Source organism: Cypionkella sinensis, from assembly GCF_042646385.1.
GTDB classification, from domain to species: domain Bacteria; phylum Pseudomonadota; class Alphaproteobacteria; order Rhodobacterales; family Rhodobacteraceae; genus Cypionkella; species Cypionkella sinensis.
This window is the reverse complement of sequence record NZ_JBHRTO010000001.1, coordinates 2,234,754-2,259,696: the sequence shown is the minus strand read 5'-3', so window position 1 is coordinate 2,259,696 and position 24,943 is coordinate 2,234,754. Positions and strand designations below refer to the sequence as shown.

The window sequence follows — 24,943 nt, the reverse complement described above, 5'->3', positions numbered from 1 at the left end:
TAGATAACATGCGTTCTGGCGTTATCGCTAAAAAGCTGGGCATGACCCGGCTGTTCCTCGAGAATGGCACCCAAGTTCCGGTGACCGTTCTGCAACTCGACAACCTGCAAGTTGTCGCTCAGCGCACCGTTGACAAGGATGGCTACACCGCCGTTCAGCTCGGTGCAGGTTTGGCGAAAGCCAAGCGCACCACTGCTGCCATGCGCGGCCACTTCGCCAAGGCCTCGGTCGAGCCGAAGCGCAAGATCGCGGAATTCCGCGTCTCGCCCGCCAATCTGATCGAAGTCGGCGCTGAAATCACCGCTGATCACTATCTGGCAGGCCAGTTCGTCGATATCGCTGGGACGACCAACGGTAAAGGCTTTCAGGGTGCCATGAAGCGTCACAACTTCGGCGGTCTGCGGGCTTCGCACGGTGTGTCGGTTTCGCACCGTTCGCACGGCTCCACCGGCCAGTGCCAGGATCCGGGCAAAGTGTTCAAAGGCAAGAAAATGGCTGGTCACATGGGCGCTGTGCGCTGCACCACCCAGAACCTGCAGGTCGTCCGCACGGATGCCGAGCGTGGTATCCTGATGATCAAAGGCTCGGTCCCCGGCACCAAAGGCGGTTGGGTCACCATCAAGGACGCCGTGAAGAAAGCGGCTCCGGCTGGTCTGCCTCTGCCTGCTGCCATTCGTTCGGCTGCTGCGGCTGCACCTGCTGCTGTTGAAGGAGGTGAAGCATGAAACTTGACGTGATCAAACTTGATGGCGGCAAAGCTGGCACCATCGACCTCGACGAAGCCCTGTTCGGCCTCGACCCGCGCGCAGACGTTCTGCACCGTGTCGTCCGTTGGCAGCGCGCCCGTATGCAGGCAGGCACCCACTCGACGCTGACCCGCGCCGAAGTGTCCTACTCGACCAAGAAGATCTATAAGCAAAAAGGCACCGGCGGCGCCCGTCACGGTTCCAAGAAAGCCCCGATCTTCCGTCACGGTGGCGTGGTCAAAGGCCCGATCTCGCGTTCGCACGCACATGATCTGCCGAAGAAGTTCCGCGCGCTGGGTCTGCGTCATGCTTTGTCTGCAAAGGCAAAAGCAGGCGAGCTGGTGATCCTGGATGCGGCCACGATGGCCGAAGCCAAGACCGCAACCCTGGCCAAGCACGCTTCGGAACTCGGCTGGAAACGCGTTCTGATCATCGACGGCGCAAGCGTTGACGCGAATTTCGCGCTGGCTGCTCGCAACCTCGAAGGCGTGGACGTGCTGCCGACGATGGGCGCAAACGTCTATGACATCCTGAAACGTGACACCCTGGTGATCACCAAAGCAGGTGTCGAAGCTTTGGAGGCTCGTCTGAAATGAGCATTAAACCCCAGCACTACGACCTGATCAAAAAGCCTGTGATCACTGAAAAAGCCACCATGGCTCAGGAAAACAACGCTTTCGTGTTCCAGGTCGCCATGGATGCAACCAAGCCTCAGATCAAAGAAGCTGTCGAGAACATCTTCTCGGTCAAGGTGAAAGCGGTCAACACCACGATCACCAAGGGCAAGGCCAAGAAGTTCCGCGGTCGCGCAGGCGAGCGTTCGGACAAGAAGAAAGCCTATGTCACGCTGGAAGCCGGAAACTCTATCGACGTTTCCACCGGCCTCTGATATTGGCGACGAATCTCGCGGCCCCGGTTCTCCGGGGCCGTGGATTTTTGACGAATCGGCCTGCGGCGATCCTACCAATGCTGGCCATACCTCGGGGATCTACGGAGCCCTATAACCTTGGGTCTTGCATAAGACCCATTAGCTGACGGAAGACAGAAAGCATGGCACTTAAGTCGTATAAGCCGACGACGCCTGGCCAACGCGGGTTGGTTCTGATCGACCGTTCGGAGCTGTGGAAAGGCCGTCCGGTCAAATCTCTCACTGAGGGTTTGACCAAGACTGGTGGCCGGAACAACACCGGACGTGTTACGATGTGGCACAAGGGCGGGGGCGCAAAGCGTCTTTACCGCGTTGTGGATTTCAAACGTCGTAAATTCGATATTGCAGCGGTCGTTGAGCGGATCGAATACGATCCGAACCGTACCGCCTTCATCGCTTTGATCCGCTATGCGGATGGCGAACTCTCCTACATCCTGGCGCCGCAGCGCTTGGCCATCGGCGACTCGGTTGTCGCAGGTGCCAAGACCGACGTGAAGCCGGGCAACGCCATGCCGTTCTCGGGCATGCCGATCGGGACGATCGTTCACAACGTCGAGCTGAAAGCCGGCAAGGGCGGCCAGTTGGCCCGCGCTGCAGGCACCTACGCTCAGTTCGTGGGTCGTGACGGTGGTTATGCGCAGATCCGTTTGTCTTCGGGTGAACTGCGTCTGGTGCGTCAGGAATGCATGGCGACCATCGGTGCCGTGTCGAACCCCGACAACTCGAACCAGAACTTCGGTAAAGCAGGCCGTATGCGTCACAAGGGCGTTCGCCCGACCGTGCGCGGTGTGGCTATGAACCCGATCGACCACCCGCATGGTGGTGGTGAAGGTCGGACCTCGGGCGGCCGTCACCCGGTGACGCCGTGGGGTAAAGGCACCAAGGGTAACAAGACCCGTAAGGCCAAGGCTTCGGACAAGCTGATTGTCCGGTCGCGTAACGCGAAGAAAGGGCGCTGATAAATGGCACGTTCTATTTGGAAGGGCCCGTTCGTCGACGGTTATGTCTTGAAAAAGGCAGAGACCGCGAAAGCCTCGGGCAAGAACGAAGTGATCAAGATCTGGTCGCGTCGTTCCACGATTCTGCCGCAGTTCGTCGGGCTGACTTTTGCTGTCTATAACGGCAAAAAGCACATCCCGGTTGCTGTGACCGAAGAAATGATTGGTCAGAAGTTTGGTGAATATTCGCCGACCCGGACCTATTACGGCCATGCTGCCGACAAAAAAGCCAAGAGGAAATAAGCCATGAGCACGGAAAAGAACCCCCGTCGCGTGGCGGACAACGAAGCGATGGCGATCAGCCGGATGCTGCGTACCTCGCCGCAAAAACTGAACCTCGTCGCCGGTCTGATCCGCGGCAAGAAAGTTGAAAAGGCTCTGGCCGATTTGACCTTCTCGAAGCGCCGCATCGCGGGTGACGTGAAGAAGTGCCTGCAGTCGGCCATCGCCAACGCAGAAAACAACCACAACCTCGACGTGGACAGCCTGATCGTGGCCGAAGCATGGGTTGGCAAGAACCTCGTGATGAAGCGTGGCCGTCCGCGGGCACGTGGACGTTTCGGCAAGATCATGAAGCCGTTCTCTGAGATCACCATCAAGGTCCGCACCACCGGGGAGTCCGCATAATGGGTCAGAAGGTCAATCCGATCGGTATGCGTCTTCAGGTCAACCGCACCTGGGACAGCCGCTGGTTTGCAGAGTCGAAAGACTACGGCAACCTGCTGCTGGAAGACCTCAAGATGCGCGCTTTCGTGCATGAAGAGTGCAAGCAGGCTGGCGTGTCGCGCGTGATCATCGAGCGTCCGCACAAGAAATGCCGTGTGACCATTCACACTGCACGTCCGGGTGTGATCATCGGCAAAAAAGGCGCTGATATCGAAACCCTGCGCAAGAAACTGACGGCGTTCACCAAGTCGGATGTTCACCTGAACATCGTCGAAGTGCGCAAGCCCGAAGTTGATGCGCAACTGGTTGCTGAATCGATCGCTCAGCAAATGGAACGTCGCGTTTCCTTCCGTCGCGCCATGAAGCGTGGCGTGCAGAACGCAATGCGTCTGGGTGCCTTGGGTATCCGTGTCAACGTCGGCGGCCGTCTGGGCGGTGCCGAGATTGCACGCACCGAATGGTATCGTGAAGGCCGTGTGCCGTTGCACACCCTGCGCGCTGACATCGACTATGCTCTGTCCGAAGCCTCGACCGCCTATGGCATCATCGGGGTGAAGGTCTGGATCTTCAAAGGCGAAATCCTCGAGCATGATCCGCAAGCCCATGATCGCCGTCTTGCCGAAGCGCAAGAAGGTGCAGCACCGCGTTCGCCTCGCCGCGACCGCGAACGCGCGTAAGGGAGAAGACAGATGTTGCAACCAAAACGGACTAAGTTCCGCAAGCAGCACAAAGGCCGTATCCACGGCGAAGCGAAGGGCGGCTTCCTGCTGAACTTCGGCTCCTTTGCGCTGAAAGCCACCGAGCCAGAGCGTGTGACGGCCCGTCAGATCGAAGCGGCCCGCCGCGCGATCACCCGCCACATGAAACGCCAGGGCCGCGTCTGGATCCGGATTTTCCCGGATGTTCCGGTCTCGTCCAAGCCGACCGAAGTTCGGATGGGTAAAGGTAAAGGCTCGACCGACTACTGGGCAGCCAAGGTCAAACCGGGCCGCATCATGTTCGAGATCGACGGCGTGTCCGAGATCATCGCCCGTGAAGCCCTGCGTCTGGGCGCGATGAAACTTCCGGTCACGACCCGCGTCGTAGCCCGCGAAGACTGGTAAGGTTTTGCGCTTAGGCGCAAAACAAGTGCGGTGTAGCGGGTTTCGCTAGAAACACGCGGGTCGCCACCCGGTTCAGAATAAAGAAACCCCCGCTGGAAACAGCGGGGGTTTTGCTTTTTTGACATGAAGTGCCAACATAGTGTGGATCGGTTGGAGTAAGAGGCGATGCATCCAAGATGTGGATTGCCGAGCAGTTGCGGTGAACGGCCAGAAACTGTCTCAAAATTTGTAGAGGTTTCGCCAATGGTTCTCGCACAATATGAAATGATATTAGGCGGTGCTTATCGCCTGCATCGTCCTGAGGACATTGAACCATTCACCGCCCTTGCAGCGGAGGCCTTCCCGCAACTAGCGGCCCGAATAAGATGCTTCGCTTCTGATTGGCTCGGGCGTCAATTTGCGCAGGACAATGCAAGAATCATAGACGGCGAGCCCCAGATATTGCTGTTAGAACCTGGGACGGGGGAAGCAGTTGAAATTCCTTGCGACTATACGGCTTTTCATAAGCAAGAACTCGTCGAGTTTCCGGATGCCGCTGTCAGCTATGGCTTCTTCCAAGATTGGCTGGCATCAGGCGGAACGGTGCCTGACCGGGTGCAATGCGTAGGATACAGAATACCTCTGTATCTGGGCGGCGCTGATGATCTAAGCAACTTAGCCTTGCAAGACTTAGCGGTGTATTGGACGGTCTGTGGTCAAATCTTGGCGCAGATACGCGACCATGCGGTTGGAACTGTGATCGGCAACGTGTCAATAAGTTAAGGCAACAATCCCCCTTGCCCTATCTCCCCCCATCCCCTATACGCAGCCATCCACGGCTCCGAGGCGACTCGGAATCGGTGGTTTTACATTGATCCACCGGGTTCAGCGTGACCTTGCCACAAGGCTGGGGCGCTCTGGTGATTGAGAAAAGGATAGGCGCATGACCGCCAAGGAACTTCTGGGCAAATCGCCCGAGCAGCTGCGCGAGCAGCTGGTGTCGCTGAAGAAAGAAGCGTTCAACCTGCGCTTCCAGGCTGCGACCAACCAACTGGAAAACACCTCGCGTATGCGTGCCGTCCGTCGTGACGTCGCCCGTATCATGACCGTGCTGAACCAGAAAGCCGCGCAAGCGGCTGCGAACTGAGGAGTAGACCCATGCCGAAACGTATCCTGCAAGGCGTCGTGACCTCGGACAAGAACGAGCAAACCATCACCGTTCTGGTGGAACGCCGCTTCAAGCACCCGCTGCTGCAAAAGACCGTGCGCAAATCGAAAAAGTACCGCGCACATGACGAACACAACACCTACAAGACCGGCGATACCGTTCGCATCGAAGAATGTGCGCCGATCTCGAAGACCAAACGCTGGACGGTGGTTGTCGCTGCATAAGCGGCAACCTTTGTCTTTTTACTGAATACGAAACCCTGGGCAATGATGCCCAAAGGTCGGGAGAAACCAAATGATCCAGATGCAGACCAATCTGGATGTTGCTGATAACTCCGGCGCTCGCCGGGTTCAGTGCATCAAGGTTCTGGGCGGCTCGCATCGCCGCTATGCATCCGTGGGCGACATCATCGTGGTGTCGGTCAAGGAAGCGATTCCGAAAGGCCGTGTCAAAAAGGGCGACGTGCGTAAAGCCGTTGTCGTGCGCACTGCCAAAGAAGTTTTCCGTGAAGATGGCACCGCCATCCGTTTTGACCGCAATGCGGCCGTCATCCTGAACAACCAGGGCGAACCGGTCGGCACGCGTATCTTCGGGCCGGTTGTGCGTGAACTGCGCGCGAAGAACTTCATGAAAATCATCTCGCTGGCTCCGGAGGTGCTCTGATGGCTGCTAAGCTGAAAAAGGGCGACACCGTCGTCGTGCTTGCTGGCAAGGACAAAGGGCAGAAGGGCGAGATTTCGTCCGTGAACCCGACCGCCAACAAAGCCGTGGTTGATGGCGTGAACGTCGCAACCCGTCACACCAAACAGTCGCAAACCTCGCAGGGTGGCCGTATTGCCAAGGCAATGCCGATCGACCTGTCGAACCTCGCGCTGCTGGACAAGAACGGCAAAGCAACCCGCGTTGGCTTCCGCATGGAAGGCGACAAGAAGGTTCGTTTCGCCAAAACCACCGGGGAGGCGATCTGATGCTCGACCAAGCCACCTATACCCCGCGTCTGAAGGCCGAATACGCCTCCAAGATCCGCGCCGCTCTGAAGGCCGAATTCGGCTACAAGAACGACATGCAGATCCCCAAGCTTGACAAGATCGTGTTGAACATGGGTGTTGGCGAAGCTGTGAAAGACACCAAAAAAGTCAAGAAAGCCGCCGAAGAGATGACTCTCATCGCTGGTCAGAAGGCTGTCATCACCCACGCAAAGAACAGCATCGCTGGCTTCCGCGTGCGTGAAGAAATGCCGCTTGGCTGCAAAGTGACCCTGCGCGGCGACCGGATGTATGAATTCCTCGACCGTCTGATCACCATCGCTCTGCCGCGCGTCCGCGACTTCCGCGGCGTGAAGCCGACTTCGTTCGATGGCCGTGGCAACTACGCCATGGGCCTGAAAGAGCAACTGGTGTTCCCGGAAATCGAATTCGACAAAGTCGATGAAGTGCTGGGCATGGACATCATCATCTGCACCACCGCTAAAACCGACGCCGAAGCCAAGAGCCTGTTGAAGAATTTCAACATGCCCTTCACGTCGTAAGCGCGAGGAACCTGACAATGGCAAAAAAATCCATGGTGAACCGCGAAGTGAAGCGCGAAAAGCTGGTGAAGCAACACGCTTCCAAGCGCGCAGCACTGAAAGCGGTGATCAACGATCAAGCGAAACCGGTTGAAGAGCGCTTCAAGGCGACCATCAAACTGGCAGAGCTGCCCCGCAACTCGTCCGCCGTCCGTTTGCACAACCGTTGCCAACTGACCGGCCGTCCGCATGCGTATTATCGCAAGCTCAAACTCTCGCGCATCATGCTGCGTGATCTCGCCTCGTTCGGCCAGATCCCCGGCATGGTCAAGTCGAGCTGGTAAGGAGGTCGCCAAATGATGATGAACGATCCTATCGGCGACATGCTTACCCGTATCCGTAACGCGCAAATGCGTGGCAAATCGACCGTGTCGACCCCTGCCTCGAAACTGCGCGCCTGGGTTCTGGACGTGCTCGTAAGCGAAGGCTACATCCGCGGTTTCGAGCGCACCAAGACCGACAACGGTCAAGGCGAGCTGGTTATCAGCCTGAAGTATTTCGAAGGCGTGCCTGTGATCCGCGAAGTCAAGCGCGTGTCCAAGCCCGGCCGTCGTGTGTACATGTCGGTCAAGGAAATCCCGTCGGTCCGCAACGGCCTCGGTATCTCCATCGTCTCCACGCCGAAAGGCGTGATGTCAGATGCAAATGCGCGCGCAGCCAATGTTGGCGGCGAAGTGCTTTGCACCGTGTTCTGAGGAGGGTGGCATGTCTCGTATCGGCAAAAAACCCGTAGGCTTGGTGAAGGGCGTTTCTGCGACCATCTCTGGCCAGACCATCGAAGTCAAAGGTCCGAAAGGCACCCGCAGCTTCACCGCAACCGACGACGTGACGCTCACGATCGACGAAGGCGCTGTCAAAGTGACCCCGCGTGGCACTTCCAAGCGCGCACGTCAGCAGTGGGGCATGGCGCGGTCCATGGTTGAAAACCTGGTGATCGGCGTCAGCGAAGGCTTCAAGAAAGAGCTGGAAATTCAAGGTGTGGGTTACCGCGCTGCGATGGCCGGCAATGTCTTGAAACTGTCGCTGGGCTACAGCCATGAAGTCAACTTCGACGTTCCGAAGGGGGTCACCGTGACCTCGCCGAAGAACACTGAAATCGTTGTGGAAGGCATTGACCAACAGCTCGTTGGTCAGGTCGCTGCGAACATCCGCGAATGGCGCAAGCCCGAGCCCTACAAAGGCAAAGGCATCCGCTATAAGGGCGAGTTCGTGTTCCGCAAAGAAGGCAAGAAGAAGTAAGGGACACAATCATGGCAAACACCAAGAGAGACCTGTTCCTGAAGCGCCGTCAGCGCGTTCGGAACAAAATCAAAGCGACTTCGCATGGGCGCCTGCGTCTGTCCGTTCACCGCTCGAACAAGAACATCAGCGTGCAGCTGATCGACGATGCGAAAGGCGTCACCATCGCCTCGGCCTCCACGTTGGAGAAAGAGTTCGGTGTGGTCGGCAAGAACAACGTCGAAGCAGCGACCAAAATCGGTTCGGCAATCGCCGAGCGGGCCAAAAAGGCCGGTGTTGAAGTGTGCTACTTCGACCGCGGCGGTTTCCTCTTTCACGGTAAGATCAAGGCTTTGGCCGACGCTGCCCGTGAAGGTGGATTGCAGTTCTGAGGAGTTGAAAAATGGCAGAACGTGAAAACCGTCGGGACAATCGTGGTGGCAATGACCGTCGCGATAACCGGCCGGAAGAAACCCCGGAATTCGCTGACCGTCTGGTCGCGATCAACCGGGTGTCGAAAACCGTCAAGGGCGGCAAACGCTTTGGCTTTGCTGCACTCGTCGTAGTTGGCGATCAGAAAGGCCGTGTCGGCTTCGGCAAGGGCAAGGCAAAGGAAGTTCCGGAAGCGATTCGCAAGGCGACCGAGCAGGCCAAGCGCCAGCTTATCCGCGTGCCGCTGAAAGACGCACGCACCCTGCACCACGACATGGAAGGCCGTCATGGCGCCGGTAAAGTCGTGATGCGGACGGCTGTTGCCGGGACCGGGATCATCGCCGGTGGTCCGATGCGCGCTGTGTTCGAGATGTTGGGCCTGCAAGACGTGGTGGCAAAGTCCATCGGTTCGCAGAACCCCTACAACATGATCCGCGCCACCATTGACGGGCTGAAGTCCGAGACCTCGCCCCGCCAGGTTGCTGCTCGTCGCGGCAAGAAAGTGGCCGAGATCCTGAACAAGCCCGCTGCTGAAGTCGTGGAGGCCTGATCATGACCGCAAAGAAAACCATCGTGGTCAAGCAGGTGGCTTCGGCTGCCCGCCGCCCGGCCATCCAGACCGCGACCCTGAAAGGTCTTGGCCTGAACAAAATGAACCGCACCCGCGAGCTGGAAGATACCCCTTCCGTGCGCGGCATGGTCAACAAGATCTCGCATCTTGTGCAGATCATCGAAGAGCGCGGCTGATCGCTGCACCCTTCGGGTTAAATAAAAACGCCCCGCCGAAAGGTGGGGCGTTTTGCTTTTGTAACATCGCGAGCCATCTTGCCCGATTTGGCCGCAGACAAATCGGGCCGCGCCTGCCTGCCCCCGGCAGGCGCGTTTCCGCGCCCGCCCAGTCAGGCGCGTCCCGATTTTCAAACGCTAGGATTCGCACACACCCCCTTGCTCGACCGCTTCCAGCCTTACGAGCAACTCACCGGAAAACGCTGCCCCGCAGCGTTTTCATTCGGCTCGGGCCAAATGGCAGCGGTTCCGTCCTATTGCGTAAACCGAAACGCCTCACAAAACCGTACCATCCGCGCGTTGGCTTTATCCTTCAAAGCCCAGCCCCAGGCCTCATCCAGCACTGCCTGAGCCGCCTCGATCCGTTCTCCATCCCGCTCGCCATGCACCTTTGCATCGCCGTGGAACAAACCACCCTGCACATCCTGCGCCACCGCAAACAGATCAACGACCGAATTCACCGCCCGTGGCTTTTTCCAAGACACCGCGCGATCCCGGTCGACCTTCAACAACCGGGGCGGCGCGTTGAACAGCACCTGCACCTCGGCCAACCCCCGGCAATGCGCCAGAAACTCATCGCCGAGATCACTGGCAAAGCCAGCCCAACCCGCCTCGGCCGAGGCACCGGGCTTTTCATACTTGAGATACCCCGCCAGCTTCAGCGCATATTCAAACCGCGCAAAAGTCGCGACCAAGCTGCCCCATTCATTCTTGAACAGCAGCTTGATCCCCGCCCGGTAATTCGTATCCACCGCCATGACAGCCCCCAGAGCAAAACAGCTCGCAGATACGCAGGATTTGGGATCTATGTCGAGCCAATCATAGATAACGATGCGATAAGCGGCACGTATCCTTGACAGGCGTCGCAAGCTTCATAACCATAAGGCAATGAAGTTATGGAGTTACGAGTAATGCGCGACTTGAAATTTGCTTTAACGCTTGCAACCTGCGCCATCCTTGCTGGCTGTGTCAGCAGTCCTGCGGGGAACAAGCTGAGCATTGACAATGATGGCGGCGGCAAGTTCAGCGGCCATGCTGGCATGGATTGGACGCAGGATGAGCTTAAAAAGATGGTTGGCGCTCAGGTCTGTGGCGGTTCGGCTCCGCGCAACTTTGACTTGAAAGTCATGAGTGGGTTCTGGTTGTTCCATGGAACGTGCTGAACGCAGTGCAGCGACACTGTAGCTTGATAATCGCTACCAAGTCTGCACTTGCTCCGCACCCCCATCCCCTCTATACGCCCCCAGTGCCCCACCTATCGGCACAAGAATCAACAAACAGCCGCGTTGCTCCTCCCCGTCGCAGGGTGGGGCTTTCCGGCATAGGAGTATGCGACATGAAATTGAATGAACTGCACGACAACCCCGGTGCAACCAAGAAGCAAAAGCGCGTCGCGCGTGGTCCGGGTTCGGGCAAGGGTAAAACCGCTGGCCGTGGTATCAAGGGTCAGAAATCGCGTTCGGGCGTGGCTATCGGTGGTTACGAAGGCGGCCAGATGCCGCTGTATCGCCGCTTGCCGAAGCGCGGCTTCAACAAGCCGAACCAGGACCGTTTCGCGGTGATCAACCTCGGCCTGATCGAGAAATTCATCGGCCTGGGCAAGCTGGACGCGAAAGTCGAGATCACCGAAGACATGCTGGTTGACGCAGGCCTGACCGGCCACAAGCGCGACGGTATCCGCATCCTGAACAAGGGCGCGATCACCACTGCCGTCAAACTGAGCGTGACCGGCGCTTCCGCTGCTGCTGTTGAAGCCGTGGCAGCCGCTGGTGGCACCCTGACTGTGGCGCCGACCTTGGCTCCGCATGGCAAGTCGGTGCGTAAAGCGCAATAAGAGGTTGTGAGCGGTCCCCGGACCGCTTACATAGCTTCAAGTTTCCCGCGCCGCCGACCGGAAACGGTTTGGCGGCGCTTCCCATATCGGGCTTACGCAGAAAGAACTGGGCATGGCTTCAGCTGCCGAACAGATGGCCGCGAACCTCAGCTGGGGTACGCTGGGCAAGGCGACGGATCTCCGTAGCCGGATTTTCTTCACCATTGGTCTTTTGATGGTCTACCGCCTCGGCACCTATGTGCCGGTTCCGGGGATTGACGGCACCGCGCTGCGCAATTTCATGGATAACGCGGGGCAGGGCATCGGTGGCATGTTGTCGATGTTTACCGGTGGTGCGATCAAGCGGATGGGCATCTTCGCGCTTGGCATCATGCCCTACATTTCGGCCTCGATCATTATTCAGTTGCTGGCGTCGATGATCCCGGCGCTGGAGCAGATGAAGAAAGAGGGCGAGCAGGGCCGCAAGAAGATGAACCAGTGGACGCGCTACGGCACCGTCGGGCTGGCCGTCCTGCAAGGCTTCGGCATCGCTAAATCCATCGAGGCGGGCGGTCTGGCCCATACCCCCGGCATGTATTTCGTGATCTCCTGCGTGATCACTCTGGTCGCGGGCACCATGTTCCTGATGTGGCTGGGTGAGCAGATCACCGCACGCGGCATCGGTAACGGCACCTCGCTGATCATCTTCACCGGCATCGTCGCTGAAATCCCGCATGCATTGGCGCAGTTCTTCAGCCAAGGCCGCGCCGGTGTGATCTCGACCCCGGTGATCCTGGGCGTGCTGGTGATGGTTGTGGCCGTCATCGCCTTTGTGGTGTTCATGGAGCGCGCCCTGCGCAAGATCCATATCCAATACCCCCGCCGTCAGGTCGGCATGAAGATCTACGATGGCGGCTCGTCGCATTTGCCGATCAAGGTCAACCCTGCTGGCGTGATCCCGGCGATCTTCGCCTCGTCGCTGCTGTTGTTGCCGACCACCATCGCCACCTTCTCGGGCGCCAACACTGGCCCGGTGATGTCAACCATTCTGGCGCTGTTCGGTCATGGCCAGCCGCTGTATCTGGCGTTCTTCATCGTGATGATCGTGTTCTTTGCGTATTTTTACACCGCAAACGTCGCCTTCAAAACCGATGAGGTTGCTGACAACCTCAAGAACCAGAACGGCTTTATCCCCGGCATCCGCCCCGGCAAAAAGACCGAGGAATATCTGGATTATGTGGTCAACCGCATCCTGGTGCTGGGGGCTGCCTATCTCGCCCTCGTGTGCATGCTGCCAGAGATCCTGATCAGCCAGTTCTCGATCCCGTTCTACTTCGGCGGCACCTCGGTGCTGATCGTGGTGTCGGTGACGATGGATACGATCAACCAGATCCAATCGCATCTGTTGGCGCATCAATACGAAGGCCTGATCGAGAAATCGCAACTGCGTGGCAAGAAGCGCAGCACGGCAAACCGTCCGCCCGCGCGGCGCTGAACGGGACTATGACGATAGGCCCGGCGCGTTCCGCCGGGCCTTTTCTTTGACAGAAAGGTGCAGCATGGCAAATATCATCCTCCTCGGCCCGCCCGGCGCTGGTAAAGGCACCCAAGCCAAGCGCTTGGTGGATGAACGCGCCATGGTGCAACTGTCGACCGGCGACATGCTGCGCGAGGCCAAGACCTCGGGCACCGAAATGGGCAAGCGCGTGGCCGAAGTGATGGACAAGGGCCAACTTGTCACCGATGAGATCGTCATCGGTCTGATCGAGGAAAAACTGGCCGGTCCGGCGGGCGGCGGCTTTATCTTTGATGGCTTTCCGCGCACGCTGAAACAGGCCGATGCCCTGGCCGCACTGCTGCAAAAGACAGGGCAGGGCCTGGATGCCGTGATCGAGATGCAGGTCGATGATGAAGCCTTGGTCGGCCGCATCGTGCGCCGCGCTGAGGAGGCCCGCGCGCAAGGTCTGCCGGTGCGCCGCGATGACACACCCGAGGTGTTCGAACTCCGCCTGCGCGAGTATTACAAGAACACAGCCCCCCTCATTGGCTATTACTGGGCCAAGCAGCAGTTGCGCCAGATTGACGGCATGGCGGAAATGGACGCGGTTGCGGCCTCAATTGCATCCGTTCTTGACAAAGCGTGAAATCTGCGCCCGCTACCCTTGACGCTCTGGTCAAAAGCCCATAAAGCACGGCGTCCCGCAGCGGAATCGCTTGCGGGTCTCCCCATTTGTGGGATTCGAATCGCTCCATCCGGGGCGGTGTTGTGAAAAAAGGTTCTGGCACTACGGAACCGCAACCATGAAGGAATACACGTTTGGCACGTATTGCTGGCGTCAACATCCCGACCGCGAAACGGGTTCCCATCGCGCTAACCTATATCACCGGCGTTGGCCCGCATATCGCAGAGCAAATCTGCGCAGCGGTGAACATCGACCGCGCCCGTCGCGTCAACCAGCTTTCGGATGCCGAAGTGCTGGCAATCCGCGAATACATCGACGCAAACGTCACCGTGGAAGGCGACCTGCGTCGCGAAACCTCGATGAACATCAAGCGTCTGATGGATCTCGGTTGCTACCGTGGCCTGCGTCACCGTAAGGGCCTGCCGGTCCGCGGTCAGCGCACGCACACCAACGCTCGCACCCGCAAGGGCCCCGCAAAAGCCATCGCTGGCAAGAAGAAATAAGGGGTAGGGCACAATGGCACGCGATACCAAATCGACCCGCACGAAGAAAAAAGAACGCAAGAACATCGCCGCTGGCGTGGTTCACGTGAACTCTTCGTTCAACAACACCAAAATCCTGATCTCCGACGTTCAGGGCAACGCGATTTCCTGGTCGTCCTCGGGCACCATGGGCTTCAAAGGCTCGCGGAAATCCACGCCTTACGCCGCGCAGATGGCCGCAGAAGATGCAGCCCGCAAAGCGCAGGAACACGGCATGAAAACCGTTGAAGTCGAAGTGCAAGGCCCCGGCTCGGGCCGTGAATCGGCTCTGCGCGCTTTGGCTGCTGTCGGCCTGAACGTCACCTCGATCCGTGACGTGACGCCGCTGGCCCACAACGGCTGCCGTCCGCCGAAGCGCCGCCGCGTCTAAGGCAAAACCATTGGTCGGGTCGCGCGCATTCCGCGCGGCCCGATTTCGTCATTTCTGAACCTCGGGCGTCCCTTGCTACCCGGACATGAGCAAGAGACAAGTATGGAGGCGGCCACATGATCCACAAAAATTGGCTTGAACTGATTAAACCGACGCAACTGGTCGTCAAGCCGGGGGCTGATGCACAACGCACCGCCACCGTCTATGCCGAACCGCTGGAGCGTGGTTTCGGTCTGACCCTCGGCAACGCGCTGCGCCGCGTGCTGATGTCGTCGCTGCAAGGCGGCGCGATCACCTCGGTGCAAATCGACAACGTCCTGCACGAGTTTTCTTCCGTTGCAGGCGTGCGCGAAGATGTCACCGACATCATCCTGAACCTGAAGGGCGTTTCGCTGAAGATGGATGTCGAAGGCCCGAAACGCCTGTCGATTTCCGCCAAAGGTCCGGGCGTTGTCACCGCTGGCGACATCTCGGAAACCAACGGCATCGAAGTGCTGAACAAGGAACACGTCATCTGCCACCTCGACGATGGTGCGGATGTGTTCATGGAACTGACTGTCAACACCGGCAAGGGCTATGTTGCCGCTGACAAGAACCGCCCGGAAGATGCGCCGATTGGCCTGATCCCGATCGACGCGATCTATTCGCCGGTCAAGAAAGTCTCGTATGAAGTCACCCCGACCCGCGAAGGTCAGGTGCTGGACTATGACAAGCTGACCATGCGCATCGAAACCGATGGCTCGTTGACCCCGGAAGACGCTGTGGCCTATGCCGCGCGCATTCTGCAAGATCAGCTGGCAGTGTTCGTCAACTTCGACGAGCCGGAAGCCGCAGGCAAAGGCGTCGAAGATGCCGGCCTCGAATTCAACCCGCTTCTGCTGAAGAAAGTGGACGAGTTGGAATTGTCGGTGCGTTCGGCAAACTGCCTGAAGAACGACAACATCGTCTACATCGGCGATCTGATCCAGAAAACCGAAGCCGAGATGCTGCGCACCCCGAACTTCGGCCGCAAGTCCTTGAACGAAATCAAGGAAGTGCTGTCGGGCATGGGCCTGCATCTGGGCATGGAAGTCGAAGACTGGCCGCCGGAGAATATCGAAGACCTGGCCAAGCGTTTCGAAGACCAGTTCTAAGAATAAGGGAGGTGGCAACACCCCCCGAAATGCCCGGACCGCCGGGGAAAACACGGGTCGCAAGACCCCAAGGTGAGCGGGGGCAGAAGTAGCCCCTGCCGGACAAAGCAAAACACGCGAATAGGAGATTTCCATGCGTCACTCACACGGCTACCGCAAGCTGAACCGCACCCACGAACACCGCAAAGCGATGTTCGCCAACATGGCCGGTTCGCTGATTGAACACGAGCAGATCAAGACCACTCTGCCGAAAGCCAAAGAACTGCGCCCGATCATCGAAAAGCTGATCACCTTGGCGAAACGCGGCGACCTGCACGCCCGTCGTCAGGCTCATGCGCAACTGAAGCAAGACATCCACACCGCGCGCCTGTTTGAAATCCTCGGCCCGCGCTACGCCACCCGTCAGGGCGGCTATGTCCGTGTGCTGAAGGCTGGCTTCCGCTATGGCGACATGGCCCCGATGGCGATCATCGAATTCGTTGATCGTGACCCGAACGCGAAAGGTGCAGCAGACCACGCCCGCACCGCCGCCGAGGACGCCTACGAGGCGTAAGCCAGCGCGACAAGATCCTGAAAAACCCGCCCTGATCGGCGGGTTTTTTCATATCCACCGCCAAGGTTGACGCAGCGTCAATCGTGATAGCTGTGGGTAACGCCCGATCTGGACTTTCCTTTGGTGGCTTTCTTCTCATTGATAGCATTCAGGAAACGCGCTGTTGCTGATCCCGTTATAGTAGCCACCCTGTGAACTGCCTAAAGTTGTAAATGAATCGAGAGATCGAAAAAACATGTCAGTAAAGCTAGGTATAGATGTCGAGTTGCACCAACTTTCGCTTATGGCTCCGGCGGGTTACTTCGTCGGTCTCCATATTCGTTTCACCGCGCCCTTGGTCACGTATCAGACCTATGACCAGCGCTGGCTCGACTACTACACCGAAAAAGGCTACGTTTTGCGTGATCCAATGGTAGCCTGGGGCTTCAGTGCCACGGGCACCATCCGTTGGAGCGATCCTGCCCTGCCAGACCCGTTTGGCCTGTTCACCGAGGCCGCGCGTTATGGCCTCAACTATGGGGCCACAGTCGCCTGTGGTCCGGTCAAATCCCGATCCATCGCCTCATTCGCGCGCTCTGACCGCGAATTTGAGGACCATGAAATTGCAGCCATCGCGACCATCGTGCATCGGCTGCATGACGTGACAGAGCCGCCAGAAGAGCTGACCAAGGCTCAGATCGAGGCTCTGCGCTGTATCGCTGGGGGGGACCGGTTTACTGCCGCTGCGGCGAAACTGGGCATATCAGAAAGCGCGCTCAAGGCGCGCGTCACATCGGCGCGTATTCGTTTGATGGCGCGCACCACAGCCGAAGCCATTCAACGCGCGAAGGATTATCGGCTGATCTGACAACCCCCTCCGCGATGTTCCGACTGCCATCTGAACATAACGGAGACCACCATGCTCACCACCACACTTTCGTTTGCCAACCTCCACAACCATGGAGAACTGTTCGCGAATATGCTTCGCGCACGGCGCGAGCTGTTTATCGTGCATAACAAATGGGACCTGCCCGAGGCCTTGGGGATGGAATACGACCAGTATGACACTCCGGCCAGCCGCTGGGTTGTCGTCCATGATGATCAGGGCCGGGTGCTAGCGGGCAACCGCCTGACCCCCACGACCGCGAAATGCGGCATCTATTCCTACATGATCCGCGACGCGCAGCGCGGCCTGCTGGATACGATTCCGGCCAACCTGCTGACCGATGAAGCCCCGGTCGGCGATCACATCTGGGAATCGAGCCGCCTGTTCGTTGCCCATGACGTGCCCGCCGCCATCCGCCGCCGCGTGCATGCGCAACTGATCCAGCAGCTTGGCGAAACCGTGCGTAGCCTCGGCGCCACCCACTGCCTGACCCTGCTCGCCGCCACCTGGCCCCGCTGGGCCGACCGCGTCGGCGTGAAAATGCGCGCCATGGGCCCGGTGATGGATATCGACGCTATCGACAACCAAGTGGTCGAGATGGATTTCAGCCTGACCAAGCACTGACCGAAAACTGCGGCGGCCTATGGGGAGCAGGGCCGCCCGCAGAACTGCTCGAAGTCGAGCGCTTAATGGGACGCGGTGACGGGGTTGCCGCGATAATGCAAGATATGATGCTGGCTGAGGCGGGGTAGCTCAACTACGCGAGACAATAGGGATGGTAGGCCTTGGGATGGATTGCAGGCCCTTCGGCAACTTCACTATTTTCGTTTTATCGTTGCCAACACAGGGGGGCGAAAAAGATACTTCAATCACCTGCGACGAGCCAAGTTTCACAAACGCCCGAGGAAGCCTTTTTCCTTTTTCTAGTCTTCTTTCTGAGCCTCTTGTGCAAGCCGTTCCCAATCGTCTGCGTCCCCAGGGAGCAATTTAGAGTTTTCCAGTATTCGACCTTCGTCATCGTATATTGAAAAGCGTCGTGAGACTTCGTCTAGCAGAAACACAGCAAGAGAAGGCCAACGTGCGCCGATCAGGTTGAACCTTGCATTGAACATCTCAACCCCACCACTTGAGGTCAGATAGAGATGCCCCTGCGAGAACCAAGGGCCATTGATCGCCCCAATTCCCAAGTGGCCGTTCGGAATGTAATCTGGGCGCCCATGGACATTTTGATACCGAAGGCTAACTGGGTTCCCGATGCCTATAACTGATCTGTCTACAAAGCCCCCAATTCCTCCATGTAATGAGATACCCAGCAGCCGCGCCCCATTCATGTGGCCGAGCAACTCGCGATATGGCTCAGAAATGTATCGCTCACATTCGCGTTCTGCGTTGCCGATTCCAACCTCGTCCAATCCTGCATAGCGAATGCATAAATAGGCAAGCGGAGCAACATGTGGCACGTGTCCAGTTTTGTAGGCACCATTCTGTGCTTCTATGAAGCCCAAGTGATCGTATTTATCTCTTATAAGCTGCTCTAGATGGGCGATGGTTTCAGCAACTGATTTGGTCATTAAGCAAACTCATCTAACATTTGCGCCGCAGGTTACACGGCTTCTGCGCCACTAGCTAGGTTGCCGTTCTCACCGTTCCACCATGCAATCCGCCTTCCCCCTTCTGCCCAGCCAGCGTAAACTCCCCCCATGTCAGACCTTTTCGACACCCCCGGCAAACCGCAGCCAGAGCCCCCGCGCCCCTTGGCTGATCGTTTGCGGCCGCAGAACCTCTCGCAGGTCATCGGCCAATCCCACGTCCTCGGCCCCGATGGCCCCCTCGGCGCGATGCTCGCCGCGCACTCCCTCTCATCCCTGATCCTCTGGGGCCCGCCCGGCGTCGGCAAAACCACCATCGCCCGCCTTCTGGCCGACCAATCCGACCTTGCCTTCGTGCAAATCTCGGCGATCTTCACCGGCGTCCCAGACCTGCGCAAAGTCTTCGAATCCGCCAAGATCCGCCGCCAGAACGGAAGCCAAGGCAGTCGGGGCACCCTGCTGTTCGTCGATGAAATCCACCGCTTCAACAAAGCCCAGCAAGACGGCTTCCTGCCCTATATGGAAGACGGCACCATCCTTCTGGTCGGCGCCACCACCGAAAACCCCAGTTTCGAGCTGAACGCCGCGCTGCTCTCCCGCGCGCAAGTCATTGTTCTGGAACGGCTTGACCTCACCGACCTCGAACGCCTCACCCAACGCGCAGAGAAAGAACTCAACCGCGCGCTGCCGCTGACCGGCGATGCGCGTGAGGCGCTGATCGAAATGGCCGACGGCGATGGACGCGCCCTGCTGAACCTGATCGAACAAATCGCCGCGTGGAAGCTCGACAAACCGCTCGACCGCGCGCAACTCTCCACCCGCCTGATGCGCCGCGCCAGCAAATACGACAAATCAGGCGAAGAGCATTACAACCTGATCTCGGCCCTGCACAAATCGGTGCGCGGCTCTGATCCCGACGCTGCCCTTTACTGGTTCGCAAGGATGCTGGAAGGCGGCGAAGACCCACGCTTTCTCGCCCGCCGCATCACCCGCATGGCGGTCGAAGACATCGGCCTCGCCGACCCACAAGCCCAAGCGATCTGCCTCGAATCCTGGAACACCTACGAACGCCTCGGCTCGCCCGAGGGCGAACTGGCACTGGCGCAAGCGCTGGTCTACCTCGCCCTCGCCCCCAAATCCAACGCGGTCTATACCGCCTACAAAGCCGCCCGCGTCGCCGCGCGCGAAACCGGCAGCCACCCGCCACCGCTGCACATCCGCAACGCGCCGACGCGGCTGATGAAAGACATCGGCTACGGCGCGGGCTATGCCTATGACCACGACGCCGAAGACAGCTTTTCGGGGCAAAACTACTTCCCCGACGGCATGAAGCGCCCGATCTACTACAATCCGCCCGAACGTGGGTTTGAGCGCGATCTGAAAAAGCGCATCGACTATTTCGCCAAACTCCGCGCCAAACGCAACGATCCCTGACCCGCCGCTTCATCTTGGCCGAAATACTCCGGGGGTGCGGGGGCTGGCCCCCGCTCTGCCGTTGACAAATCCGCCCCCTCGGCCCAATGAAACCTGATGTTCACCACACTCACCCAAGTCGCCCTCGGCGGCGCAATCGGCGCGTCCCTGCGCTATCTCTCGAATGTCGGCGCGATGCGGCTGTTCGGGCCGGGCTTTCCCTACGCTACCTTGTTCGTCAACATCCTCGGCTCTTTTGTCATGGGGCTGCTGGTGGTCACGCTGGCGAAAAAGGGCGGCACAGCCCTTGCCCCGTTTCTGATGACCGGCATTCTTGGCGGCTTCACCACCTTCTCGGCGTTCTCGCTTGACACATTTACCCTGTGGGAACGCGGCCAGACCCTTACCGCGCTTGCCTATGTCGCGGCCAGCATCCTGCTTTCCCTCGCGGCCCTCGCTGCCGGAATTTATCTAGCCCGTGGAGCCCTCGCATGAGCGACGTTCAACTGATCACCGTTTCCGAAGCTGATGGCGAACAGCGCCTCGACCGCTGGTTCAAAAAGCGCTTTCCGCAAGTCACCCAAGGCCATGTCGAAAAGATGTGCCGCACGGGGCAGGTCCGCATCGATTCCAGCCGCTGCAAAGCGTCCGATCATGTCGTGCCCGGTCAGACCATCCGCATCCCACCCTTGCCCGAGGCCGCAGCCCCGGTTCAGCGCCGCGCCGGCAGCTATTCGGCGGCGGATGAAAAGATGATCCAGAACGCCGTGCTGTGGAAGGATGAGCATATGATCATCCTCAACAAACCCCCGGGCTTGCCCAGCCAAGGCGGTTCCGGCCAAGGCGACCGCCATGTCGATGGCCTGACCGAGGCGTTGAAATTCGGCTACAAAGACCGCCCCAAACTGGTGCATCGCCTTGATAAAGACACCTCGGGCCTGCTGATGCTGGCCCGCACCGACCGCGTTGCGCGTGCGCTTTCCGAAGCCCTGCGCCACCGCCTGACCCGCAAGATCTACTGGGCTGCCGTTGCAGGCGTGCCGCACCCCCGGCAAGGCTCGATCAAATACGGGCTGCAGAAATCCGCCGGCGGCAAGTATGGCGACGAGAAGATGATCTGCATCCATCCCGCCAAAATGGCCGATTACCCCGATGCCAAACGCGCGCAGAGCGATTATTTCACCCTCTGGTTCCTTGGCACCCGGCTGTCGTGGATGGCGCTGGAGCCTGTCACCGGTCGCACCCACCAACTCCGCGCCCACATGGCCGAAATCGGCCATCCGATCTTGGGCGACAGCAAATATGGCCCGACAGGCACCGAGAATATGGGCGACGGTTGGGGGGCCAGCATCGGCGGCGACATCAGCCGCAAGCTGCACCTGCACGCCCGCATGCTGACCATCGAACATCCGATTCTGAAGAAGATGATGACCTTCACCGCCCCCTTGCCCGAACATATGGCGCGCACCTGGAAAACCCTCGATTGGGGCGAAAACGATGTGCCCGCCGATCCGTTCTCGGGGCGCGCTGAATGAGTTCTTGGACGGCCAAACGCTTTTGGAAACAAGCCCTTGCCGAACCCTGCACGGGAGGCTTCACCGTCAGCCTTGATGGCCGTGCGGTGAAAACCCCGGCCAAGCGCGCCCTCGTATTGCCGACTATGGCGATGGCCGAAGTCATCGCCGCCGAGTGGGACGCGCAGCAGGGCAGGGTGCGCCCTGAAACCATGCCCGCCACCCGCGCGGCCAATTCCGCCATCGACAATGTGGCGGTAAATTTTGCCGAAGTGGCGGGCGATCTTGCCCGTTATGGCGAAACCGATCTGCTCTGCTACCGCGCCACAAGCCCGCAGGAACTGATCGACCGCCAAGCCGACGCATGGGATCCTTTGCTGGCTTGGTCCGCTGCCGCCCTGCGAGCGCCGCTGATCGCCACCGCAGGCGTCATGCACATCCGCCAACCCGAAGCTTCCATCGCCAAACTGGCCGCGCAGGTTCACGCCTTCACGCCGTTCCAACTGGCCGCCGTGCATGATTTGATTGCAATTTCCGGCTCGCTTGTCCTTGCCCTTGCCGTCACGCGCGGGCGTCTGTCGCTGGACGAAGCCTGGCGCCTTAGCCGAATCGACGAGACCTGGCAGGCCGAACTCTGGGGTGTCGATGAAGAGGCCGAGGCATTAGAATCGCTTAAACGGCAGGCAATGTCCGAAGCGGCACGTTTTTTCGCATTGTGCGGGTAACAATCTTCTCCCACATCGCCCCATCTTTGCGCATTCTGTCTGTCTGACCGCCCCAAAGCGGTGTGATAGCGGTAAAATCCGCTATATTGGCAGTTTTGCTTGACCGATTGCACAGCTATGTCCGAGTATCACTGACACTGGCGACGCTTGTCGTCACATGGGAGAGCACCTGCAACACCTGCAGGGCATATAACCTTCGCCCGAAAAACGGGCGGAAACAGCAAGAGGTAAGAATGAAAAAATCCGTATTCTTCGGCGCACTCGCGGCCACCACGGTCTTGGCGGGCTCGGCATTTGCCGGCACGCTGGATGACGTGAAAGCCCGTGGCGAGCTGATCTGCGGCGCGAACGTCGGTTTGACCGGCTTCGGTGCCCCGGATGCAACCGGCGCCTACAAAGGCTTCGACGTTGACCTGTGCAAAGCCATCGCCGCTGCCGTTCTGGGCGATGCTGCCAAAGTGAAATACGTGCCGACCACCGGCGAAACCCGCTTCACCGCGCTGGCTTCGGGCGAAGTCGACGTGCTGATCCGCAACTCGACCTGGACCTATTCGCGCGACACCGACCTCAAGTTCGATTTCGTCGCCGTGAACTACTATGACGGCCAAGGCTTCATGGTGAAAAAAGAGCTGGGCGTTTCCTCGGCGAAAGAACTCGATGGCGCCACCGTCTGCATCCAGACTGGTACGACGACCGAGCTGAACTTGGCTGACTTCTTCAAAGCCAACAACATCAGCTACACCCCCGTCACCGTCGGCGACGATTCGGAAGCTCTGCGCCAGTATGACGCCGGTGCTTGCGACGCGTACACCACGGACGCTTCGGGTCTGGCTGCTTCGCGCGCTTCGCTGGCAAACCCGGCTGATCACATCATCCTGCCGGAAATCATCTCGAAAGAGCCGCTCGGTCCGGTCGTGCGCCATGGCGACAACAACTGGGGCGATATCGTGCGTTGGACCTATTACGCACTGCTCGAAGCTGAAGAGAAAGGCATCACCAAAGCCAACATCGATACCGTCGGCACCTCGACCACCGACCCGGAAGTCAAGCGTCTGCTGGGCCTCGAAGGTGATCTGGGCGCGATGATGGGTCTCGACAAAGAATGGGCCAAGCGCGCAATCGCCGCTTCGGGCAACTATGGCGAGATCTTTGAAGCCAACATCGGCACCTCGACCCCGATCGGTTTGGCCCGTGGCCTGAACGCTCTGTGGACCCAGGGCGGTCTGCAATACGCTCCGCCGTTCCGGTAATATCTACGCCATCGGGCGCGGCGAAAGCCGCGCCCGATGTTCACAAGATCACTTCATCTTGATCCGGCACATCACCTGACCGCAGGGGACCACCCCAAACGACCGGCAAAAGTCCGGCAGCGGCAGGGCAGGGGGAATATATATGACGCTCGCGACCGAGCCACCGAAAGCAAACTTTCGGTTGGGCATGTTGATTTACGACACCCGCTACCGCAGTTACACCATTCAAGTGATCGTTCTGATCCTGTTCGCGCTGGGTGTGGCATGGTTGGCCAACAACACCATCGAGAATCTTGCCGCCAAGGACAAAGACATCAACTTTGGCTTCCTGTGGAACCGTGCCGGCTATGACATCGACCAGCACCTGATCCCCTACACCAACGACGACACCCATTTCCGCGCGCTGCTGGTTGGTCTGTGCAACACCCTCGTCGTCGCCTTCGTCGGCTGTGTGCTGGCCACCGTGCTGGGGGTGATCATTGGTGTGCTGCGGCTGTCGAAAAACTGGCTCGTCGCCCGGCTGATGACCGTCTACATCGAGATTTTCCGCAACGTGCCGCTGCTCTTGTGGATCATCCTCGTCTACGTGGTGTTTTCCGAAACCCGGCCCGAGCCGAAAGCCTTCAAGATCGTTGACGGCACCTCGCAAGCCCAGATGAATTTCTTCGACACCGTCGCCATCACCAACCGCGGCATGAACGTGCCCTATCCGATGCTGACGCATCCGCTGCCCACGTTCAACATCGGCTTCATGCCGATCAGCCTGTCTTTGCTGGCGGTGATCGCCGTGGTGATTGCCTCGATCTACGCCAATATCCTGCTGCGCCGCCGCACCAAGGCCACGCAAGAGGCCACCGGCATCCGCCCGACGATCTGGTGGAAATCGCTGCTGATCCTGATCGTCCCCGTCACAGCGCTGCTGTTCGCCATGGGCCTGCATTGGGATTACCCGGTGTTCAAGGGCTTCAACTTCAAGGGCGGGCTGAACATCGCCCATTCCTTCACCGCCCTCACCATCGCGCTGACCCTCTACTACGCCTCGGTGATCGCCGAGACCGTCCGCGCCGGTATCCAAGCCATTGCCAAAGGCCAGTCCGAGGCTTCTGCCGCCCTTGGCCTGCGCCCCGGTCGCACCATGAGCCTCGTGATCCTGCCGCAAGCCCTGCGGGTGATCATCCCGCCGCTGATCTCGCAATATCTGTCGCTGACCAAGGACACCTCGCTTGGCATCGCCGTCAGCTATCTTGACCTGCGCGGCACCCTTGGCGGCATCACCCTGAACCAAACCGGGCGCGAGTTGGAATGTATGACCCTGATGATGTTGATCTATCTGATCATCAGCCTGATCATCTCTGCGGTGATGAACGCCTATAACGCCTCTGTCAAACTGAAGGAGCGTTAA

At 59.0% G+C, this 24,943-nt stretch carries 38 protein-coding genes; 36 read left to right on the top strand and 2 right to left on the bottom strand.

Going from position 1 to position 24,943, the window contains the following annotated elements; translation table 11 throughout:
* The first annotated feature begins 8 nt into the window (after positions 1-8).
* From rplC to rpmD, 20 genes are all read left to right on the top strand, one after another.
* Positions 9-725, top strand: coding sequence for a 50S ribosomal protein L3 (rplC, locus tag ACFOGH_RS11360; protein WP_380073180.1), 717 nt, complete (start codon positions 9-11; stop codon positions 723-725).
* Complete coding sequence (gene rplD, locus ACFOGH_RS11355; RefSeq protein ID WP_380073179.1) at positions 722-1,342, top strand: 50S ribosomal protein L4; 621 nt, start codon at positions 722-724, stop codon at positions 1,340-1,342. Before rplC ends, rplD begins: the two co-directional genes overlap by 4 nt.
* On the top strand, positions 1,339-1,635 hold the full coding sequence (locus tag ACFOGH_RS11350; protein WP_380073178.1) for a 50S ribosomal protein L23: 297 nt from the start codon (positions 1,339-1,341) through the stop codon (positions 1,633-1,635). The genes rplD and ACFOGH_RS11350 overlap by 4 nt, the downstream gene beginning before the upstream one ends.
* Positions 1,636-1,796: 161 nt before the next feature.
* Positions 1,797-2,633 carry a 50S ribosomal protein L2 gene (rplB, locus tag ACFOGH_RS11345; RefSeq protein ID WP_380073177.1) on the top strand — a complete coding sequence of 279 codons (837 nt, stop codon included), beginning with the start codon at positions 1,797-1,799 and terminating at the stop codon, positions 2,631-2,633.
* Positions 2,634-2,636: 3 nt separating this feature from the next.
* Complete coding sequence (gene rpsS, locus ACFOGH_RS11340) at positions 2,637-2,915, top strand: 30S ribosomal protein S19 (RefSeq protein WP_322325199.1); 279 nt, start codon at positions 2,637-2,639, stop codon at positions 2,913-2,915.
* A 3-nt stretch (positions 2,916-2,918) separates the two neighbouring features.
* Positions 2,919-3,299, top strand: coding sequence for a 50S ribosomal protein L22 (gene rplV, locus ACFOGH_RS11335; protein ID WP_380073176.1), 381 nt, complete (start codon positions 2,919-2,921; stop codon positions 3,297-3,299).
* Positions 3,299-4,015 (top strand): 30S ribosomal protein S3, encoded by a 717-nt coding sequence (rpsC, locus tag ACFOGH_RS11330; RefSeq protein ID WP_380073175.1) that lies wholly within the window; start codon positions 3,299-3,301, stop codon positions 4,013-4,015. The genes rplV and rpsC overlap by 1 nt, the downstream gene beginning before the upstream one ends.
* 12 nt (positions 4,016-4,027) lie before the next feature.
* On the top strand, positions 4,028-4,441 hold the full coding sequence (gene rplP, locus ACFOGH_RS11325; RefSeq protein WP_054006322.1) for a 50S ribosomal protein L16: 414 nt from the start codon (positions 4,028-4,030) through the stop codon (positions 4,439-4,441).
* A gap of 243 nt (positions 4,442-4,684) precedes the next feature.
* The gene (locus ACFOGH_RS11320; protein ID WP_380073174.1) at positions 4,685-5,203 is read left to right on the top strand and encodes a hypothetical protein; all 519 of its coding nucleotides are present in this window, start codon (positions 4,685-4,687) and stop codon (positions 5,201-5,203) included.
* A gap of 160 nt (positions 5,204-5,363) precedes the next feature.
* A complete protein-coding gene (gene rpmC, locus ACFOGH_RS11315; protein ID WP_380073173.1) occupies positions 5,364-5,567 on the top strand; it encodes a 50S ribosomal protein L29 in 204 nt (67 codons plus the stop codon).
* A gap of 11 nt (positions 5,568-5,578) precedes the next feature.
* A complete protein-coding gene (gene rpsQ, locus ACFOGH_RS11310) occupies positions 5,579-5,812 on the top strand; it encodes a 30S ribosomal protein S17 (protein WP_380073172.1) in 234 nt (77 codons plus the stop codon).
* Between the two features lie 70 nt (positions 5,813-5,882).
* The gene (gene rplN, locus ACFOGH_RS11305) at positions 5,883-6,251 is read left to right on the top strand and encodes a 50S ribosomal protein L14 (RefSeq protein ID WP_112311938.1); all 369 of its coding nucleotides are present in this window, start codon (positions 5,883-5,885) and stop codon (positions 6,249-6,251) included.
* A complete protein-coding gene (gene rplX, locus ACFOGH_RS11300) occupies positions 6,251-6,556 on the top strand; it encodes a 50S ribosomal protein L24 (RefSeq protein ID WP_380073171.1) in 306 nt (101 codons plus the stop codon). The genes rplN and rplX overlap by 1 nt, the downstream gene beginning before the upstream one ends.
* Positions 6,556-7,116, top strand: coding sequence for a 50S ribosomal protein L5 (gene rplE, locus ACFOGH_RS11295; RefSeq protein ID WP_380073170.1), 561 nt, complete (start codon positions 6,556-6,558; stop codon positions 7,114-7,116). Before rplX ends, rplE begins: the two co-directional genes overlap by 1 nt.
* Before the next feature lie 17 nt (positions 7,117-7,133).
* Positions 7,134-7,439 carry a 30S ribosomal protein S14 gene (gene rpsN, locus ACFOGH_RS11290; RefSeq protein ID WP_322320306.1) on the top strand — a complete coding sequence of 102 codons (306 nt, stop codon included), beginning with the start codon at positions 7,134-7,136 and terminating at the stop codon, positions 7,437-7,439.
* A gap of 12 nt (positions 7,440-7,451) precedes the next feature.
* Positions 7,452-7,850 carry a 30S ribosomal protein S8 gene (rpsH, locus tag ACFOGH_RS11285; RefSeq protein ID WP_380073169.1) on the top strand — a complete coding sequence of 133 codons (399 nt, stop codon included), beginning with the start codon at positions 7,452-7,454 and terminating at the stop codon, positions 7,848-7,850.
* A gap of 10 nt (positions 7,851-7,860) precedes the next feature.
* Positions 7,861-8,394 carry a 50S ribosomal protein L6 gene (gene rplF, locus ACFOGH_RS11280; protein ID WP_380073168.1) on the top strand — a complete coding sequence of 178 codons (534 nt, stop codon included), beginning with the start codon at positions 7,861-7,863 and terminating at the stop codon, positions 8,392-8,394.
* A gap of 11 nt (positions 8,395-8,405) precedes the next feature.
* On the top strand, positions 8,406-8,765 hold the full coding sequence (gene rplR, locus ACFOGH_RS11275; RefSeq protein ID WP_380073167.1) for a 50S ribosomal protein L18: 360 nt from the start codon (positions 8,406-8,408) through the stop codon (positions 8,763-8,765).
* A gap of 11 nt (positions 8,766-8,776) precedes the next feature.
* Positions 8,777-9,355, top strand: a complete 579-nt coding sequence (gene rpsE / locus ACFOGH_RS11270; protein ID WP_284326650.1) for a 30S ribosomal protein S5 — start codon at positions 8,777-8,779, stop codon at positions 9,353-9,355.
* Positions 9,356-9,357: 2 nt separating this feature from the next.
* Positions 9,358-9,552: a 50S ribosomal protein L30 gene (gene rpmD / locus ACFOGH_RS11265; RefSeq protein ID WP_380073166.1), complete on the top strand. Its 195-nt coding sequence runs from the start codon at positions 9,358-9,360 to the stop codon at positions 9,550-9,552.
* A gap of 293 nt (positions 9,553-9,845) precedes the next feature.
* Here rpmD and ACFOGH_RS11260 read toward each other — a convergent pair whose 3' ends face one another.
* Positions 9,846-10,349: a hypothetical protein gene (locus tag ACFOGH_RS11260; RefSeq protein WP_380073165.1), complete on the bottom strand. Its 504-nt coding sequence runs from the start codon at positions 10,347-10,349 to the stop codon at positions 9,846-9,848.
* A 153-nt stretch (positions 10,350-10,502) separates the two neighbouring features.
* Between ACFOGH_RS11260 and ACFOGH_RS11255 the strand changes: the two genes are divergently transcribed.
* The 10 genes from ACFOGH_RS11255 to ACFOGH_RS11210 all read left to right on the top strand — a co-directional run bounded on the left by ACFOGH_RS11255 (position 10,503) and on the right by ACFOGH_RS11210 (position 17,674).
* Positions 10,503-10,754: a hypothetical protein gene (locus ACFOGH_RS11255; RefSeq protein ID WP_380073164.1), complete on the top strand. Its 252-nt coding sequence runs from the start codon at positions 10,503-10,505 to the stop codon at positions 10,752-10,754.
* A 173-nt stretch (positions 10,755-10,927) separates the two neighbouring features.
* Positions 10,928-11,425 (top strand): 50S ribosomal protein L15, encoded by a 498-nt coding sequence (gene rplO, locus ACFOGH_RS11250; RefSeq protein WP_380073163.1) that lies wholly within the window; start codon positions 10,928-10,930, stop codon positions 11,423-11,425.
* 112 nt (positions 11,426-11,537) lie between these two features.
* The gene (gene secY / locus ACFOGH_RS11245) at positions 11,538-12,899 is read left to right on the top strand and encodes a preprotein translocase subunit SecY (RefSeq protein WP_380073162.1); all 1,362 of its coding nucleotides are present in this window, start codon (positions 11,538-11,540) and stop codon (positions 12,897-12,899) included.
* A 64-nt stretch (positions 12,900-12,963) separates the two neighbouring features.
* A complete protein-coding gene (locus ACFOGH_RS11240) occupies positions 12,964-13,548 on the top strand; it encodes an adenylate kinase (protein ID WP_380073161.1) in 585 nt (194 codons plus the stop codon).
* Positions 13,549-13,721: 173 nt separating this feature from the next.
* Positions 13,722-14,090: a 30S ribosomal protein S13 gene (rpsM, locus tag ACFOGH_RS11235; RefSeq protein WP_380073160.1), complete on the top strand. Its 369-nt coding sequence runs from the start codon at positions 13,722-13,724 to the stop codon at positions 14,088-14,090.
* Between the two features lie 13 nt (positions 14,091-14,103).
* A complete protein-coding gene (gene rpsK, locus ACFOGH_RS11230) occupies positions 14,104-14,499 on the top strand; it encodes a 30S ribosomal protein S11 (RefSeq protein WP_284326643.1) in 396 nt (131 codons plus the stop codon).
* 116 nt (positions 14,500-14,615) lie between these two features.
* Positions 14,616-15,632 carry a DNA-directed RNA polymerase subunit alpha gene (locus ACFOGH_RS11225; protein ID WP_380073159.1) on the top strand — a complete coding sequence of 339 codons (1,017 nt, stop codon included), beginning with the start codon at positions 14,616-14,618 and terminating at the stop codon, positions 15,630-15,632.
* A gap of 133 nt (positions 15,633-15,765) precedes the next feature.
* Positions 15,766-16,185: a 50S ribosomal protein L17 gene (gene rplQ / locus ACFOGH_RS11220; RefSeq protein ID WP_380073158.1), complete on the top strand. Its 420-nt coding sequence runs from the start codon at positions 15,766-15,768 to the stop codon at positions 16,183-16,185.
* 235 nt (positions 16,186-16,420) lie between these two features.
* Positions 16,421-17,032, top strand: coding sequence for an autoinducer binding domain-containing protein (locus tag ACFOGH_RS11215; protein WP_380073157.1), 612 nt, complete (start codon positions 16,421-16,423; stop codon positions 17,030-17,032).
* A gap of 51 nt (positions 17,033-17,083) precedes the next feature.
* The gene (locus ACFOGH_RS11210; protein WP_380073156.1) at positions 17,084-17,674 is read left to right on the top strand and encodes an acyl-homoserine-lactone synthase; all 591 of its coding nucleotides are present in this window, start codon (positions 17,084-17,086) and stop codon (positions 17,672-17,674) included.
* Between the two features lie 299 nt (positions 17,675-17,973).
* Here ACFOGH_RS11210 and ACFOGH_RS11205 read toward each other — a convergent pair whose 3' ends face one another.
* The gene (locus ACFOGH_RS11205; RefSeq protein WP_380073155.1) at positions 17,974-18,621 is read right to left on the bottom strand and encodes a hypothetical protein; all 648 of its coding nucleotides are present in this window, start codon (positions 18,619-18,621) and stop codon (positions 17,974-17,976) included.
* A gap of 129 nt (positions 18,622-18,750) precedes the next feature.
* Here ACFOGH_RS11205 and ACFOGH_RS11200 point away from each other — a divergent pair, with 129 nt between their 5' ends.
* From ACFOGH_RS11200 to ACFOGH_RS11175, 6 genes are all read left to right on the top strand, one after another.
* Complete coding sequence (locus ACFOGH_RS11200; RefSeq protein WP_380073154.1) at positions 18,751-20,073, top strand: replication-associated recombination protein A; 1,323 nt, start codon at positions 18,751-18,753, stop codon at positions 20,071-20,073.
* 96 nt (positions 20,074-20,169) lie between these two features.
* Entirely contained in the window at positions 20,170-20,547 is a 378-nt protein-coding gene (gene crcB, locus ACFOGH_RS11195; RefSeq protein ID WP_380073153.1) for a fluoride efflux transporter CrcB, read from the top strand.
* Positions 20,544-21,587 (top strand): RluA family pseudouridine synthase, encoded by a 1,044-nt coding sequence (locus ACFOGH_RS11190; RefSeq protein WP_380073152.1) that lies wholly within the window; start codon positions 20,544-20,546, stop codon positions 21,585-21,587. The genes crcB and ACFOGH_RS11190 overlap by 4 nt, the downstream gene beginning before the upstream one ends.
* A complete protein-coding gene (locus tag ACFOGH_RS11185) occupies positions 21,584-22,291 on the top strand; it encodes an ATP12 family chaperone protein (RefSeq protein ID WP_380073151.1) in 708 nt (235 codons plus the stop codon). The genes ACFOGH_RS11190 and ACFOGH_RS11185 overlap by 4 nt, the downstream gene beginning before the upstream one ends.
* Before the next feature lie 233 nt (positions 22,292-22,524).
* Entirely contained in the window at positions 22,525-23,541 is a 1,017-nt protein-coding gene (locus tag ACFOGH_RS11180; protein WP_380073150.1) for an amino acid ABC transporter substrate-binding protein, read from the top strand.
* 142 nt (positions 23,542-23,683) lie between these two features.
* Positions 23,684-24,943, top strand: a complete 1,260-nt coding sequence (locus ACFOGH_RS11175; protein WP_380073149.1) for an amino acid ABC transporter permease — start codon at positions 23,684-23,686, stop codon at positions 24,941-24,943.